Here is a 15,537-nt window from a genome sequence, read left to right on the forward strand (position 1 = left end):
TACCCTAATGCGCCGGGGCCACCGTGTGAGATCCGCCCTGTGTGACGAACTCCCCACAAGCGTGCGCCTCTACGCGTCGTCCAGCAACTCCGCGGTCACCGCCGACTCGGTATCGGGAATCCCGAGGTCCTTCGCTCGGCGGTCGGCCATCGACAACAGACGCCGGATGCGTCCGGCGACCGCGTCCTTGGTCATCGGCGGGTCCGCGAGCTGCCCGAGCTCCTCGAGGGAGGCTTGGCGATGCTCGACCCGGAGCGTGCCGGCAGCGGCCAGATGCTCGGGAACGTCGTCGCCCAGAATGTTGAGAGCCCGCTCGACGCGGGCCGCAGCCGCGACTGCCGCGCGCGCGGATCGGCGCAGGTTGGCGTCGTCGAAATTCGCGAGCCGATTCGCGGTCGCCCGTACTTCCCGGCGCATCCGGCGCTCCTCCCAGGTCAACCGGGTGTCCTGGGCTCCCATCTGGGTGAGGAGCGCTCCGATGGCTTCACCGTCGCGGATCACCACGCGGTCGGCGCCGCGTACCTCCCGCGCTTTGGCCGTGACGCCGAGGCGGCGAGCCGCACCGACGAGCGCGAGCGCGGCTTCGGGTCCGGGGCAGCTGATCTCCAGCGCCGACGACCGTCCGGGCTCGGTAAGCGAGCCGTGTGCGAGGAAGGCTCCCCGCCATGCCGCGGCTACGTCGGACACGCTGCCACCGACCACCTGGGCGGGCAGTCCTCGCACCGGGCGTCCGCGGCCGTCGAGCAGTCCGGTCTGGCGCGCGAGGGCCTCGCCGTCCTTTCCGACCCGCACCACGTACCGCGAACTCTTGCGCAGGCCACCCGCGCCGAGCACGTGGACGTCGGCGGCATAGCCGTAGAGCTCGAAGATCTCGCGGCGCAGCCGACGCGCGATCGAACCGAGGTCGACCTCGGCTTCGACGACCACGCGGCCGGCGACGATGTGCAGCCCGCCGGCGAAGCGCAGAAGGGAGGACACTTCGGCCTTGCGATTGCTGGTACGGGTGACCGACAGCCTGCTCAGCTCGTCCTTGACCTCCGCTGTCATTGCCACGAGATGATCTCCCTCCGGTCGCCGATTCCGGCGCGGGCGCTGCCGCGAATCGGTGACAGATACGTTTCCAGTGCGACCGCCAGCTTGGCGGGGTCGTGTCGTTGGGTTCCGTCTTCGGACACGTCGGCATACGAGACGTCCGCGCCCAGGTGCGAAGCCGCGCGACTCAGGTGGTCCCGTTCCCGCCCCGGGGTCACCGAGCCCGCGTCGACGACGATGTGGTCGACCCGGAAGTCCGGAGCGTGCTGCGCGAGGACGTGCAGGTGCCGTTCCGCGGAGAAACCTGCGGTCTCCCCCGGCTCGGCAGCGAGGTTGAGCACGAGGACCTTCGTCGCCGAGGTGTGCGTCAGGGCCTCGTGGAGTTCCGGGACGAGCACGTGCGGGATCACGCTCGAAAACCACGAACCCGGTCCGAGCACCACCATGTCCGCTTCGCACACGGCGTCGACCGCGAGCGGGCACGCCGGTGGATCGGCGGGGATCAGCCGCACCCGCCGCACCTTGCCGGGGGTGGTCGCGACCGCGACCTGCCCGCGGATGCACCGGCTCACCCGGGGGTCCGTTTCGAGGCCCGAGACGTCGGCTTCGATGTCGAGTGCGATCGGCGACATCGGAAGCACCCGTCCCCGCAGTCCGAGGACCTTGGCGAGCATGTCCAGTGCCTCCACCGGATCGCCCACCACCTCGGTGAGCCCCGCGAGGATCATGTTGCCCACCGAATGTCCCGCGAGGGCGCCGGTGCCGCCGAAGCGGTGCTGCACGACCTCGGTCCACACACGAATGTCCGGGGTGTCGGCGGCCAGCGCCGCGAGGGCCATCCGCAGGTCTCCGGGCGGGATCACGCCGAGTTCGGCGCGGAGCCGGCCGGACGATCCGCCGTCGTCGGCGACCGTCACCACGGCGGTGACGCGATCGGTGAGCCGCCGGACCGCGCTCAACGTGGCATACAGTCCGTGCCCCCCGCCGAGTGCGGTGATCGCGGGCCCGGAGCGAGCGTCGCCGGGCGGTGGAGTCGGAGGGTGCGCGGTCACTCGCGCCCCAGATCCCGGTGCACGACGTGCACCGCGAGCCCGGGCTCCCGCTCGAGGCGCGCGGCGAGTGCTTCTGCCATCGCCACGCTTCGGTGTTTACCGCCGGTGCATCCCACCGCGATCGTCATATAGCGCTTCCCCTCCCGACGGTAACCGGCCGTGGTCAATTCCAGGAGCCGGTGATAGGTGCGCAAGTAGTCTTCGGCACCGTCGCGGGACAGTACATAATCGCGGACCGAGGGGTCCTGCCCGGTATACGGGCGGAGTTCCGCGATCCAATGGGGATTCGGGAGGAACCGCACGTCGCACACGAGATCCGAATCCATGGGGAGTCCGTACTTGAAGCCGAACGACTCCACCGTGACCCTGATCGTGTCGGACGCCGCGTCGCCGAATGCCGCTTCGATCTTGCGGCGCAGTTCGGGCCCGGACAGCGTGGAGGTGTCGATGACGAGATCGGCGGCGCCCTTCACCGGAGCGAGCTGAGCCCGTTCGGCGGCGATGCCGTCGGAGAGGGTCCGGTCGGCGGTGTCCTCCTGCAGCGGATGACTGCGCCGGACCTGCTCGAACCGGCGGATCAGGACGGCATCGGTGGCGTCGAGGAACAGCACGCGGGTGCTCACCGGCCTCGCGGCGAGATCGGTCACAACCCGCCCGAGATCGCCCGTGAACAAGCGACTGCGCACGTCCATGACCACCGCGAGCCGTTCGAGGGGAGGCTCGGCGTGCACCGCGAGATCGACCATCGAGATCACGAGCTGGGGCGGCAGATTGTCGGCGACGTACCAGCCGAGGTCCTCGAGCGCGGTCGCAGCGGTGCTCAGTCCCGCACCGGACAGTCCGGTCACGAGGATCACCTCTGCACGCGCTTCCTTCTCCCCTGCCGGACTCGTCCCGTGCTCGTCCCGCTCCCGGGACCTACGATCCACTTCCGTCACTGTTCAGCCTCCGCTCGCGACGCCGACACGCCGACCGGGTCATCATCGCCCACGGACGGGACCGGCGCACCCGGGTCGGCGTCCTTGCTGGAACCCGGCGGGGTGCGCTCGGCCTGCAGCGCATCGAGAACCGCCTGTGCGGTGGTCTTGCCGATACCCGGCACAGCGGTGATCTCCTCGACGTCCGCCTCGCGCAACCGCGCGACCGAGCCGAAGTGGGTGACGAGCGCCTTGCGACGGGTCTCCCCGAGGCCTTTGACCCCGTCGAGCGCCGAGGCGGTCATACGGCGGGAACGCTTGCTGCGGTGGAAGGTGATCGCGAAGCGGTGCGCTTCGTCGCGGATGCGCTGCAGCAGGTAGAGCGACTCGCTGGTGCGCGGCAGGATCACCGGGTCTTCCTCCCCCGGTACCCACACCTCCTCGAGTCGCTTGGCGAGGCCGATCACGGCGACGTCGGTGATCCCCAGTTCGTCGAGGACCTCTGCGGCCGCCGCCACCTGCGGGGCACCGCCGTCGACGACGTAGAGGTTCGGCGGATAGGCGAATCGGCGGGGGCGGCCGGTCGCGGGATCCAGCGCGGCTTCGGGCGCGAAATCGCCGCCGTTGCCGGCATCGGCCGGTGTCGTGTCGCGTTGGTGACGCAGGAACCGGCGGCGCGTGACCTCCGCGATGGACGCGACGTCGTCGGAGTGCCCGTCGCCGGCGGCATGCTTGATGCCGTAGTGCCGGTAGTCGGACTTGCGGGGCAGTCCGTCTTCGAACACCACCAGCGACGCGACCACATCGGTGCCCTGCACGTGGCTGATGTCGACGCACTCGATGCGGAGCGGCGCCGAATCGAGGTCGAGTGCTTCCTGGATTCCCTGCAATGCCGCCGAGCGCGCGGTGAAATCACCGGCGCGTCGCAGCTTGTGCTGCGCCAGCGCCTCCTTCGCATTGCGCTGCACCGTGTCGGCAAGGGCCTTCTTGTCGCCGCGCTGCGGCACCCGCAGGCGCACCGGGCCGCCGCGCAGACCGCCGAGCCAGCGAGTCATCTCCTCCGGTTCCGGGGGCAGTGCGGGCACCAGGACCTCCCGCGGCACCGCACCGCCTTCGTGTGTCTCCTCGTCGGCCGGCGCACCGGATACGAGTGCGGCTTCCTCGCCGTAGAACTGCGTGAGGAACTGTTCGACGAGCAAGGAGACCTCTTCCACGTCGCCGACGTGCTCGGTCGCTTCGCCGGGGGTGTTCCTGTCGTCGGGGCGGTCGAGCACGTCGCCGGATTTCTCGACGACCCAGCCACGTTGGCCTCGGACCCGTCCGCCGCGCACATGGAACACCTGCACGGCGACCTCGAGGTCGTCGTCGGCGAACGCGACGATGTCGGCGTCGGTCCCGTCACCGAGCACGACCGCCTGCTTCTCGAGCGCCTTGCGAAGCGCTCCGAGATCGTCGCGGAGCCTGGCTGCGGTCTCGAAGTCGAGTTCGTCGGCGGCCGCCTGCATCTTCAGTTCGACTTCGCGGACCATCTTGTCGGTACGGCCGGCGAGGAAGTCGCAGAACGCTTCGACGATGCGGCGGTGTTCGTCGGCGTCGACCCTGCCGACACACGGGGCCGAGCACTTGTCGATGTAGCCGAGCAGGCAGGGACGGCCGATCTGGGTGTGTCGTTTGAACACCCCGGCGGAACAGGTGCGGGCGGGAAAGACGCGGAGCAGCAGGTCGAGGGTTTCGCGGATCGCCCACGCGTGGGAATAGGGCCCGAAATACCGGACGCCCTTGCGGCGCGGTCCTCGGTACACGAAGAGGCGGGGGTATTCCTCGTTGAGGGTCACCGCCAGCATGGGGTACGTCTTGTCGTCGCGATAGCGGACGTTGAACCGAGGATCGAATTCCTTGATCCAGTTGTACTCGAGTTGCAACGCCTCGACCTCGGTGCGCACCACGGTCCACTCGACGCTGCCGGCGGTGGTGACCATCTGCCGGGTACGCGGATGCAGCGATGCGACGTCGGCGAAATACGAGTTCAGACGCGAGCGGAGGTTCTTCGCCTTACCGACGTAGACGACCCGGCCGTGCGGGTCTCGGAACTTGTAGACCCCCGGTTCCGTCGGAATGGTGCCGGGAGCCGGGCGGTATGTGGAGGGGTCGGGCACGAGTCCAGGTTAGTCGTCGCCGACGACACCCCGGCTGTACCGGGCTTCGAGTTCCCGGAACCGGTCCAGGGCGTCGACCGCACTTCCGCCGTCCCTCGCCTGCACCGCGACCACGGGCACGTATTCGTCGTACGGCAGTTCGAGACGCGCCCACGGCGCGCCCTCGGGGAACGACAGACCGCGAACCTCGTCCCACGGGACGTGTCTCTCGGCCACGACGTTGCGCACCGCGACGCCGTCCGCGCCGGCACGGAACCGGGGCCGGGTGAACAGCAGCAGGGCGCCCGACAACGCGATCCCGATCGTGAGAATGGCGATCTGGTCCGCCAGTCGCAGATGCACGCCCGAATCGCCGCCGCCGCGCAGGACCAGCGCGGCGCCGATATGTACGGCGAGGACGAAGACGGCACCGAGGATCACCCACAGGCGCATCTTCGCCGGTCGGACCTCGAGTTCCCATCGGGTGTCGGCAGAGGTCATGTCCGGGCCTCCCGCAGCCGGCGCAACGTCACGGCGGTGTCGAGTGCGGCCGCGCATGCCTGCTCGCCCTTGTCCTCGGCCGAGCCGGGCAGTCCCGCGCGGTCACGCGCCTGCTCCTCGGTGTCGGTGGTGAGCACCCCGTTGCCCACGGGTGTGCTCTCGTCGAGAGCAACCCGCGTCAGTCCGTAGGTGACCGCGTCGCACACGTACTCGAAATGCGGAGTTCCGCCGCGGATGACCACGCCCAGTGCGACCACGGCATCGTGGGTTCGTGCCAGTTGCTGTGCGACGACGGGAAGTTCTACAGCCCCCGCGACCCGCTCGACCGTGACGTCGGTGATGCCGGCGCGATCGGCGACGCGCAGGGCGCCGGCGATCAGGGCACCGGAGATCTCGGCGTGCCAGCTGCCTGCGACGACGGCGAGGCGGAGGTCCGCGGCGTCACCGAGTTGCAGGTCGGGCAGACCTTCCCCGCTCATCAGGCGTCCCCGGCTTCGAACTCGTCGAGTCCGACGAGGTCGTGGCCCATGCGGTCGCGCTTGGTCCGCAGGTAGGTGAGGTTCTCGCGGTTGGCGCGCAGCGGCATCGGGACCCGATCGGTGATCTGCAGACCGTAGCCGTCGAGGCCGACGCGCTTGGCCGGGTTGTTGGTCAGCAGGCGCATCGAGGAGATACCCAGGTCGACGAGGATCTGCGCGCCGATGCCGTAGTCGCGGGCGTCGGCGGGCAAGCCGAGCTGGAGGTTCGCGTCGACGGTGTCCGAGCCGGCGTCCTGAAGCTGGTAGGCCTGGAGCTTGTGCATCAGGCCGATTCCACGGCCCTCGTGTCCGCGCATGTAGAGCACGACGCCCCGGCCTTCCTGCGCGACCATCTCGAGAGCCGCATCGAGCTGCGGTCCGCAGTCGCACCGCAGTGAACCGAAGACGTCGCCGGTGAGGCACTCGGAGTGCACCCGCACCAGGACGTCTGCCCCGTCGCCGTCCGGTCCGGCGATATCTCCCATCACCAGCGCGACGTGCTCGACCTCGTCGTAGATGCTCTGGTATCCGACGGCCGTGAAGCTCCCGTGCCGGGTGGGGATTCTCGCCTCTGCGACCCGCACGACGTGCTTCTCGTGCCTGCGGCGCCACGCGATGAGGTCGGCGATCGAGATCAGTGCGAGTTCGTGCTCGTCCGCGAAGACACGCAGTTCGTCGGTGCGGGCCATTTCGCCCTCGTCCTTCTGCGAGACGATCTCGCAGATGACACCGGCGGGACGGAGATCGGCCATGCGGGCGAGATCGACGGCGGCTTCGGTATGCCCGGGGCGGCGCAGGACACCGCCCTCCTTGGCACGCAGCGGCACGACGTGGCCGGGCCGGGTGAAGTCGTCGGCGCGCGAGTCTGCATCGGCGAGCAGGCGCATGGTCGCCGCACGGTCGGACGCGGAGATGCCGGTGCCGATGCCTTCCTTCGCATCGACGGTGACCGTGTAGGCGGTGCCGTGCTTGTCCTGGTTGGTCGAGTACATCGGAGGCAGCCCGAGCCGGTCGCAGTCGTCGCCGTCGAGCGGGACGCACAGGTACCCGGAGGTGTATCGCACCATGAAGGCGACGAGTTCGGGTGTGGCTTTCTCCGCCGCAAAGATGAGGTCACCCTCGTTTTCACGGTCTTCGTCGTCGACCACGACTACCGCTTTACCGGCGGCGATATCGGCGACCGCGCGCTCGATGGTGTCGAACCTCGTCACTTGCCTGGGCTCCAAATCTCGTATCCGGACGACTCGTGCTTCGCGTCCACTTGTCGTGTCCACCCTACGACTACCTAACGGGCGTTCTGCAGTCGCTCCACGTACTTGGCGATCACATCGACCTCGAGGTTGACCAGCGTGCCGGGCTCGGCTGAACCGAGAGTGGTCAGCGACAAGGTGGTGGGGATCAGCGAGATCTCGAACCACTCGTCACCCGGATCGCCACCGAGCGCGGAGACGGTGAGGGACACTCCGTCCACGGTGATCGATCCCTTTTCGACCACGTATCGAGAGATGCTGTCCGGCAGCGAAATTCGCACCACCGTCCAGTTCTCGGACGGCGCCCGGGAGATCACGGTGCCGGTGCCGTCGACGTGTCCCTGCACGAGGTGCCCGCCCAGCCGGCTGTTCAGCGCGGCAGCACGCTCGAGGTTGACCCGGCTTCCCGCGGCGAGCCGCGCCAGCGAAGACCGGTTCAGTGTCTCCTGCATCACATCCGCCGTGAAGGAGTCGCCGGCCTGCACGTCCACCACCGTCAGGCACACGCCGTTGACGGCGATCGAGTCGCCGTGTTTCGCGTCGGAGGTCACCACCGGGCCGAGCACGGTGAAGCGCGCTGCGTCCGCGAGATCCTCTCGCGCCACGATCTCACCCAGTTCCTCGACGATGCCGGTGAACACGTTCGGGCTCCTTCACTCCCGGCCGAGGCCGGGTTCGGTTCACAGATCCCGTTCCGGGACCGGTCTCACAGATCCCGTTCCGGGACCAGGGTCAACAACACGTCCGCGCCGACGGTGTCGATGCGCTCCCGACGAAACCGTAGCGCCTCGGTGATGCTGTGTACGCCGGCGTCCTGCACAGCGGGCGTTCCCGCACCCAGGAACATCGGCGCGAGGTAGGCCTGTATCCGGTCGACACTGCGCGCGGCGAGGAACGCCCCGGCAAGTCGCGGCCCGCCCTCGAGCAGCACGTCCGGGTGGTCGGCGAGGGCGTCGAGGACGTCCCCGATGTCGCGGGTACGCAGCACGAGCGTCGGCGCCGCGTCGTCGAGCACACGTGCCGAGGTCGGGATCTCCCGCATCCCCACGACCACGCGCAGCGGTTGGTGCGGTGCGAGATCTCCGTCGGGCAGCCGGGCGGTCAGCCACGGATCGTCGGCCAGAACCGTCCCGGTGCCGACGACGATCGCGTCGAGCCGACTGCGCTCGTCGTGCACCCTGGCACGCGCTTCCGGTCCGGAAATCCACTGGCTGGTTCCGTCCTGCGCGGCGCTCCGGCCGTCGAGCGTCGCCGCGTACTTCCACGTGACATGGGGCCGGCCGGTGCGTGCCCGGTGAAGCCAGGCCCGCAACGGGCCGTGGATGACGGCGTCGGCCCCGAGTCCCGGATGCACCGTGATCCCCGCGGCACGCAGGGTCTCTGCTCCTCCCCCTGCCACCGGACCGGGGTCCGGGACGGAGTAGTACACCGTCACGATTCCGGCGTCGATGAGCGCGCGGGCGCAGGGGCCGGTGCGTCCGGTGTGGTTGCACGGCTCGAGGGTGACCACGGCGGTGCCGCCGCGTGCCCGGTCGCCGGCCGCAGCCAGGGCCCGCACTTCCGCGTGCGGACCACCCGGAGGTGCTGTGGCACCTACCCCGGCGACCTGCCCGTTCGCGTCGAGGATCACGGCGCCGACCGGCGGGTTCGGGCTGGTGGTTCCCCGCACGGCCTCCGACGCATCCAGCGCGAACTGGAATGCCTCGGTGACTTCGGGGGGCGTCACGTCGCGAGCGTCAGGTGCGGCGAGGCGGCCGCCGCCTGTGCGCGCAGCTTGCGCACCGCCTCGGCCGGATCCTCGGCACCGTAGACGGCGGAACCGGCCACGAAGCAGTCCACGCCGGCCTCCGCCGCCGCTTCGATGGTGTCCGCGTTGATTCCGCCGTCGATCTCCACCAGGAGGCGCAGTTCGCCGGAGTCCACCAGTCTCCGCACCGCGCGCGCCTTGTCGAGTACGTCGGGAATGAACGCCTGGCCGCCGAAACCGGGTTCGACGCTCATGACGAGCAGCGTGTCGAACTCGCGGAGGATCTCCAGGTAGGGCTCGATGGGGGTGCCCGGTTTGACGGACAGTCCGGCCTTACCGCCTGCGGCGCGGATATCGCGGGCCACGGCCACCGGATCGTCCGTCGCCTCGGCGTGGAACGTCACGTTGTGTGCGCCCGCTTCGGCATAGGGCGGGGCCCACCGGCCCGGGTTCTCGATCATCAGATGGCAGTCGAGCGGGATGTCCGTCGCCTTCAGCAGCGACTGCACGATGGGCAGACCGAGAGTCAGGTTCGGCACGAAATGGGCGTCCATCACATCGACGTGGAGCCAGTCGGCACCGGCGACGGCCTGCGCCTCGTCGGCGAGACGAGCGAAATCGGCGGACAGAATCGAGGGGGCAATCATCGGGTGGGCCACATCGATCGAGTCTAGACGAGCGCGTCGCACGTGCCGGTCACCAGCACGGACGCTCCGCCCGGCGGCGTCGCCGCGGATCGAGACGAAACAGAAACGACTGCCCGGCAGTGTATTCGGACAGTCTCCCGAGATTCGGGTTCAGACCCGGCGGAACGACGACGTGAACCGCGACAGTCGCCCTTCACTCGGCAACACCTCTTCGACCATGAAGGTCACGGTCTGATCGATTCGTTCGAGAGACTGGAGCACACGGGACAACGTGCTGTCGTGCGGGATGTCGTACTCGTCGGTGGCCTGCATGTCCTCCTGCACCGCGGAGGGCGTCTCCCCCGCCAACGCTGTCAGCAGGGCCTCGAAGTTGTCCTCACCGATATCCTGGATCGCGCCCCACTGCGAGTCGGTCAGGACGTTCTCGTCGGCCGAGAGACGCTCGGTGGCGGACACCAGATGCCGCGTGTAGAACAACAGAGCCCACAGTGCGGTGAGCCGCCCTTCGATCCCCCGGACATCGAGCGCCCCGGAAGAACGGCGCAGCGGGACGGCGGTGGCCTCGACCTTCTGGACCAGCGTGGTCAGCGCGAGTTCCCGGCGTGCGAGTTCCTGCCTGTCCAGGGTCCCCGTGGATCCGGACCGCAGGTGTGCGAGACAGATGCCGGTGACGTCCTGGACGGTCCGCACCAACTGAGACGTGTCCGACGACAAGCGGGTGCGGGTACGGGTGGGCAGAACGACCGCGGCGACCACCAGCGCGAGCCCCGCTCCGATCACCGTCTCCACGACACGCAGTTCGATGGTTTCGGTATCCAGTCTTCCCAGCAGGTCGTAGAGCAACGCGACGAACGCCGTGATCCAGAGCGCCGACAGGACGGACGACACAGGACGGAAGTACGTCGACGCCAAGATGCACAGGGCCAGCAGCGGGAGGACCACGGGAGTGTCGGTCCCGACCACGATCGCGAAGCCGAACCCGATCGCGGCTCCGGCCACGGTTCCGACGATGCGCTGCATCCCCTTGAGAAACGTCTCCCCGTCCGTCTCACCCAGTACGAAGAACGCCGGCAGCGCGGCCCAATACTGGTAGGTCTCCGATACGGACCCTCCGATCCAGAGGGCCAGCCCGGTCGCGAGTGCGGCCTGCACCGCGCGTCGGATCGGCCCGGCGTTCGTGCCGGCCGGCGCGCGTCCTCCGCTCGGAGCGGAGGACGATTCCTGCTCACCCGCAGCGGATCCCGCTCCGACCGCGGAAGTCGAGCCTGCACCATCGGTGTCGCCGGGGCTGCCGATGAGGTCTTCGGGGCGGGCGGTATGCAACGCGTCCACAGCAAACCGGAGTTCGCGCACGGCATGATGCAACCGCTGCGCCGGCAGAGGCCAGTCGATGGGATCGGGCACGTCGTCGGGTGGACGGATCGCGTCGTTCTCGTCTCCGGAATCGCCCATCCACGCCGGAAGGTCCGGATAACTACGAATGTGGAGCTGGAGCTGTTCGAGTTCGCCGGCGAGCCGAGCCCGGACCGGGATGGGCATGCCCGACCCGGTCGCATCCCGAGCCGCCGCAGACAGATTGACCGTTGCGAGCTCGACATCGAAGAGACGTATTCGCAGGTTGTTCTGCTGCTCTGCGGAGAAGTGCAGGGCCGGGTCCTGTTTGGTGAGCTGACCTCCCAGAAAGGACGCGGTGTGGTGGAGTTGGTCGAGTCCGCTGTGCATACGTTTGCGCAGATCCGGATCCCACCGGGCTGCCGACACCGTATCGACGAGGGGATCGATGCTGTGCGCAACACTGTTCTCGAACGCCCGGACGCCGCTCCGTACGAGCCCGACGTGTCCGTGACCGAGCGGAATGAACTGAACGAGTACCGACGCGGTGACGCTCACCAGCCCCGTCAGTGCGTACAGCCAGAAATCGTCGGGGCTCAGCCGAAGCAGCAGGCTGAAGTAGAACGTCATGAACAACACGCGGCCGAGCCCGGCCCCTTGTGGTCCGAACCGGGACAGCAACACACCCACGAAGGCGAGGGCGGCGACGGCGAGCACCGACGGCAACCGTTCGCGTGGAACCAGGGTGATCAAACCGACCGCGACGACCACGGGGACGAGCGTCAGCATCCCGCCGAACTTGGCGAGTCCCGGGCGCGCACCGCTTTGCGCCGCAACCCCGCCCGCGAACATCGCGATCATTCCGCCGAAGATGGCCGTGGGCATCGGGGCTTTCCCTGCGAGTTCGAGGCCGATCGCCACCACCGCCACCGAGACCACCGCCGCGATGAGCACGCGCAAGGACCCGAATAGCCGGATGTAGCCGGGATCGATGAGCGTGAACCGGTTGGCGAAGAAGGCTCGTACGCCGCCGGTGGCGGGCTTCCGGGTTCCCGGAGCAGTGGTTTCCGGAACATCCGCCCAGCCGGGCGCGTACACCGGCTGATAATCGAGGTCCCGGCCGACCGCATCGGTGAACTGTTGCGCCCGGTACGCAAACGGCAGCCACTCGACGTACCGTTCGTAGGCCTCGTCGAGATCGGTGAGTGGTTCGAGGTGAACGAGTTCGCCCATCTTCCGATTCACCCGGGCGAACCGGGCAACCCACGGATCCTCGCTCTCGACAGGAGGCGCCGAGCGATGTCCGTCCGTCCGGTGCAGCTCGATGTCCTCCCCGATCAGCCGGCGGAACTCCCCACGCGACCTCGTCTCGGGAACATCGGTGCTCGTCCACCCGAGCAGAGGATGCATGTAGTCCGCGAACTTCAGGAACTGGTCGGTGAGCGGAAGCAGCATCGGCTCGACAGTCACCGGGTGGGATCTGGGCAACCCCCACCGAAGTGCCCCGACGACCCCGCTCAGCATCCGGATCGAATACGGCAGCGAGAACGTGTCGCGGCCGCTCTGGAAGTAGTAGGCGGAGTGGTGCAGCCGGACACCGTCGGTGTAGCTGCTGAAACTGTCGGCGATGGACGAGAGTTTGGAGTCGAGGTCGCGCGATTCGCCGCCCGGGAAGTACGGCTTCAGGCTCGCGACCGGGTCGCCGACGCTGTTTCCGGGATTGTAGAACTGCGCGGACAGACCGCGCAGGGCGCTGATCACTCCGTAGACCCCGAGAAGAAACGTGAGAATCAGGAAGACGAGCACGACACCGGTGAGAGTCTCCAGGACCGAGATGATCCGGGATACATCGGTGTCGGGAACGACTTGGGACGTGCCCACCGTGGAGAGCTGGGCTGTACTGAAATAAATTGCGCCGAAGGCATCGTCGGTGCCGCCGTTGTACAGGAAGTCTTGCTCCCTCATCATGCCGACGTAGATGAAGGCGTATCCCAGGATCGTGCCGCCCACCCACATGCCCACCGTGACGATGAGCTGAATGCCCGTGACCTGACGGAGTACGGCGGGTCGCCGTCCGCGTGACATCTTTCGCGTCACTCGTCTGATGACACGCCAGACCCACGACGTCACAGCGCGCGTGAGAAAGCCTGCGTCGTCGTAATTGAGGGCGGTGAGGAATACATCCAGCAGCGTCAACCCAAGGATGATGATCCCGAGCCACTGGACAGCGTCCACGGCGCAAGTCTAGGGCTACACGACCGTACGGGTACGGGATAACGGGATCGACGGCGAAGAACGGACTATCCGGGCGATCGCGAGGTGTACCGCGAGAACCTGTTCATGAGCGGCCCGTTCGAGTTGACGCGATTGACCCGCGTGACACAAACACGGTGTATATGCTCGCGTCGGACTGCAAGTCTCGTCCTTCCGGCGACAGTGCGCCGGCGTGCCGAGAAAAGCGTGACTGACCGGTGCAAGGATCGGAGGTCGCTCGATGCATACCGCTCGACACCATGCAGGGCGAAGCCCGCAGGCACCATCTCCAGGTCGACAGAAGTCCGAAATGCCTTGTTCAGCAGAGCCGTTCGCGATTGATCACACACCTCGCCCGAAAGCGCAGGCCCGTCGATGACCTCTACGACCTTGTCCCAAGACGTGATCAACACCGGTGACACCGCGTGGGTGCTGGTGTGCGCAGCCCTTGTGCTGTTCATGACACCGGGCCTGGCGTTCTTCTATGCCGGCATGGTGAGCAAGCGCAACACCCTCGTGATGTTGCAGCAGAATCTGATCGGGCTCGGCATCATCTCGCTCACCTGGTTCGCCTTCGGGTACAGCATCGCGTTCGGTAACGACCGAGGTAACGGGATCGTCGCCGATCTCGGATTCGTCGCACTCACCAACATCGACGACGCCCCCAAGCCGGACCTCCACGTGGTGACCGAAACCGTGGCGATCCCGACGCTGGCGTTCTTCGCGTATCAGTTGATGTTCGCGATCATCACCCCGGCGCTGGCCACCGGCGCAGTGGCCAATCGCCTCAAGGCCTTCGGGTGGGCAGTGTTCATCGCCATCTGGTCGGTGATCGTGTACGCACCCGTCGCGCACTGGTTGTGGGCCCCCACGGGATGGTTGACCAAGATGGGAGCGCAGGACTGGGCAGGTGGAATGGTTGTCCACGCGTCGGCGGGGGCTGCCGCACTCGGTCTGTTGATCGTCCTCGGGCGGCGCAAGGTGCGGCCCAACCGGGCACCACTGCCGCACTCGGTCCCGTTGGTGATCGTGGGAGCGGGAATACTCTGGTTCGGCTGGTTCGGTTTCAACGCCGGTGACGGACTGCAGGCCAACGGAGTTGCCGCGCAGGCGTTGGTCAACACCCAGCTGGCGGGTGCCACTGCGATGCTTGTCTGGCTGGTGTTCGAGCGGTACCGGGAAGGCCATTCGACCGTGCTCGGAGCCGTGACCGGCGCGGTCGCCGGATTGGCGACCATCACCCCCGCCGCAGGTTATGTCAGCAGCTGGGCCGCGGTAGTCATCGGCGCCCTCGCCGGAGTTGTCTGCTACCTGGCCCTCGGCCTGAAACGGCTTCTGCGCGTGGACGATGCGCTCGACGTGCTGGCGGTCCACTTCATCGGCGGCGTGTTCGGCACCCTGTGCGTCGGGCTCTTCGGGGAAGAAGCCATCAACGCGATCGGCCGAGACGGTCTGTTCCACGGTGGCGGATTGACGCTGCTCGGATATCAAGTCGTCGCACTGGCCTCGGTGATCGCCTACGCGTTGGTGCTCACGCTGGTGATCGCCTTCGCGATCGACAAGACGATCGGACTGCGCGTCAGTGCCGAGGAAGAAGAACACCTCGACCTCAGCCAGCAAGGGATGAGCGCGTACCACGAGGGTCCCACTCCCCCCGATCCCACGGCCGACGGGGCAACAGTTTCCGGGGCTGCGAAACCGTTGGAGCCCGGAAACACGCTGTACCTGGTCACCGCCGTTCTCGACTCGGGCGGGGCCGCGGGCGTGGAACGGGAAGTGCTCGCCGCAGGTGCCCGCCGCGCGATGTTGTCCGAGGTATTCGTCACGACGGCTTCGTCGGTCGACCAGATGGTCCGAGGACAGAAACGAACCATGGATGTCACCCCACGGGTCCGCGCGGAAATCCTGACCCCTGCGGAGTCGCTGACCAGCGTGCGAAGCGCCCTGTCGGCGTTGGGCGACGACCTCGTCGAAATGACCGTCGTGCCGGTCGAGAGCGGATAGCACACCCGAGCGGTCGAGGGGCGTGCGGCGACTGTGCGCCGCACGCCTTATCGATGTCACGACCGGATTCGGCGATGATGTGTCCGCCGTCGAAGAACCACGACGCTGGTACGGAAATCCGGTTGGCCGCAATTCTGGACCTCGTGAAA

General features: G+C 67.8%; 12 protein-coding genes. 1 reads left to right on the forward strand and 11 read right to left on the reverse strand.

Translation table 11 applies throughout. The features are described from left to right. Positions 1 to 69: 69 nt before the first annotated feature. From whiA to ACFWBU_RS06075, 11 genes are all read right to left on the reverse strand, one after another. Positions 70 to 1,053: a DNA-binding protein WhiA gene (whiA, locus tag ACFWBU_RS06025; protein WP_378527798.1), complete on the reverse strand. Its 984-nt coding sequence runs from the start codon at positions 1,051 to 1,053 to the stop codon at positions 70 to 72. Continuing rightward, positions 1,044 to 2,084: a uridine diphosphate-N-acetylglucosamine-binding protein YvcK gene (gene yvcK / locus ACFWBU_RS06030; RefSeq protein WP_346765166.1), complete on the reverse strand. Its 1,041-nt coding sequence runs from the start codon at positions 2,082 to 2,084 to the stop codon at positions 1,044 to 1,046. Before yvcK ends, whiA begins: the two co-directional genes overlap by 10 nt. Then, entirely contained in the window at positions 2,081 to 2,941 is an 861-nt protein-coding gene (gene rapZ, locus ACFWBU_RS06035) for an RNase adapter RapZ (RefSeq protein WP_296550807.1), read from the reverse strand. The genes yvcK and rapZ overlap by 4 nt, the downstream gene beginning before the upstream one ends. Before the next feature lie 77 nt (positions 2,942 to 3,018). Then, positions 3,019 to 5,157: an excinuclease ABC subunit UvrC gene (gene uvrC / locus ACFWBU_RS06040; protein WP_378527799.1), complete on the reverse strand. Its 2,139-nt coding sequence runs from the start codon at positions 5,155 to 5,157 to the stop codon at positions 3,019 to 3,021. Positions 5,158 to 5,166: 9 nt separating this feature from the next. Next, a complete protein-coding gene (locus tag ACFWBU_RS06045; RefSeq protein ID WP_169652143.1) occupies positions 5,167 to 5,637 on the reverse strand; it encodes a PH domain-containing protein in 471 nt (156 codons plus the stop codon). After that, positions 5,634 to 6,116, reverse strand: coding sequence for a 6,7-dimethyl-8-ribityllumazine synthase (gene ribH / locus ACFWBU_RS06050; RefSeq protein ID WP_169621852.1), 483 nt, complete (start codon positions 6,114 to 6,116; stop codon positions 5,634 to 5,636). The genes ACFWBU_RS06045 and ribH overlap by 4 nt, the downstream gene beginning before the upstream one ends. Continuing rightward, on the reverse strand, positions 6,116 to 7,366 hold the full coding sequence (locus ACFWBU_RS06055) for a bifunctional 3,4-dihydroxy-2-butanone-4-phosphate synthase/GTP cyclohydrolase II (RefSeq protein ID WP_169621851.1): 1,251 nt from the start codon (positions 7,364 to 7,366) through the stop codon (positions 6,116 to 6,118). Before ACFWBU_RS06055 ends, ribH begins: the two co-directional genes overlap by 1 nt. A 74-nt stretch (positions 7,367 to 7,440) precedes the next feature. Continuing rightward, positions 7,441 to 8,046 carry a riboflavin synthase gene (locus ACFWBU_RS06060; protein WP_169621850.1) on the reverse strand — a complete coding sequence of 202 codons (606 nt, stop codon included), beginning with the start codon at positions 8,044 to 8,046 and terminating at the stop codon, positions 7,441 to 7,443. A 65-nt stretch (positions 8,047 to 8,111) separates the two neighbouring features. Beyond that, positions 8,112 to 9,131, reverse strand: a complete 1,020-nt coding sequence (gene ribD, locus ACFWBU_RS06065; protein ID WP_169621849.1) for a bifunctional diaminohydroxyphosphoribosylaminopyrimidine deaminase/5-amino-6-(5-phosphoribosylamino)uracil reductase RibD — start codon at positions 9,129 to 9,131, stop codon at positions 8,112 to 8,114. Further along, on the reverse strand, positions 9,128 to 9,811 hold the full coding sequence (gene rpe, locus ACFWBU_RS06070; RefSeq protein WP_169621848.1) for a ribulose-phosphate 3-epimerase: 684 nt from the start codon (positions 9,809 to 9,811) through the stop codon (positions 9,128 to 9,130). The genes ribD and rpe overlap by 4 nt, the downstream gene beginning before the upstream one ends. Positions 9,812 to 9,949: 138 nt before the next feature. Continuing rightward, positions 9,950 to 13,366 (reverse strand): FUSC family protein, encoded by a 3,417-nt coding sequence (locus tag ACFWBU_RS06075; protein WP_378527801.1) that lies wholly within the window; start codon positions 13,364 to 13,366, stop codon positions 9,950 to 9,952. A gap of 393 nt (positions 13,367 to 13,759) precedes the next feature. Between ACFWBU_RS06075 and ACFWBU_RS06080 the strand changes: the two genes are divergently transcribed. After that, on the forward strand, positions 13,760 to 15,388 hold the full coding sequence (locus ACFWBU_RS06080) for an ammonium transporter (protein ID WP_169621846.1): 1,629 nt from the start codon (positions 13,760 to 13,762) through the stop codon (positions 15,386 to 15,388). Positions 15,389 to 15,537 lie beyond the last annotated feature (149 nt).

This window comes from Rhodococcus sp. NPDC060084 (assembly GCF_042730335.1).
GTDB lineage: Bacteria > Actinomycetota > Actinomycetes > Mycobacteriales > Mycobacteriaceae > Rhodococcus.

Excerpts from the sequence above, each read along its gene's own strand:
- ACFWBU_RS06045 (WP_169652143.1), bottom strand. The coding sequence starts at position 5,637 with ATGACCTCTGCCGACACCCGATGGGAACTCGAGGTCCGACCGGCGAAG.
- ribH (WP_169621852.1), bottom strand. The coding sequence starts at position 6,116 with ATGAGCGGGGAAGGTCTGCCCGACCTGCAACTCGGTGACGCCGCGGAC.
- ACFWBU_RS06080 (WP_169621846.1), top strand. The coding sequence starts at position 13,760 with ATGACCTCTACGACCTTGTCCCAAGACGTGATCAACACCGGTGACACC.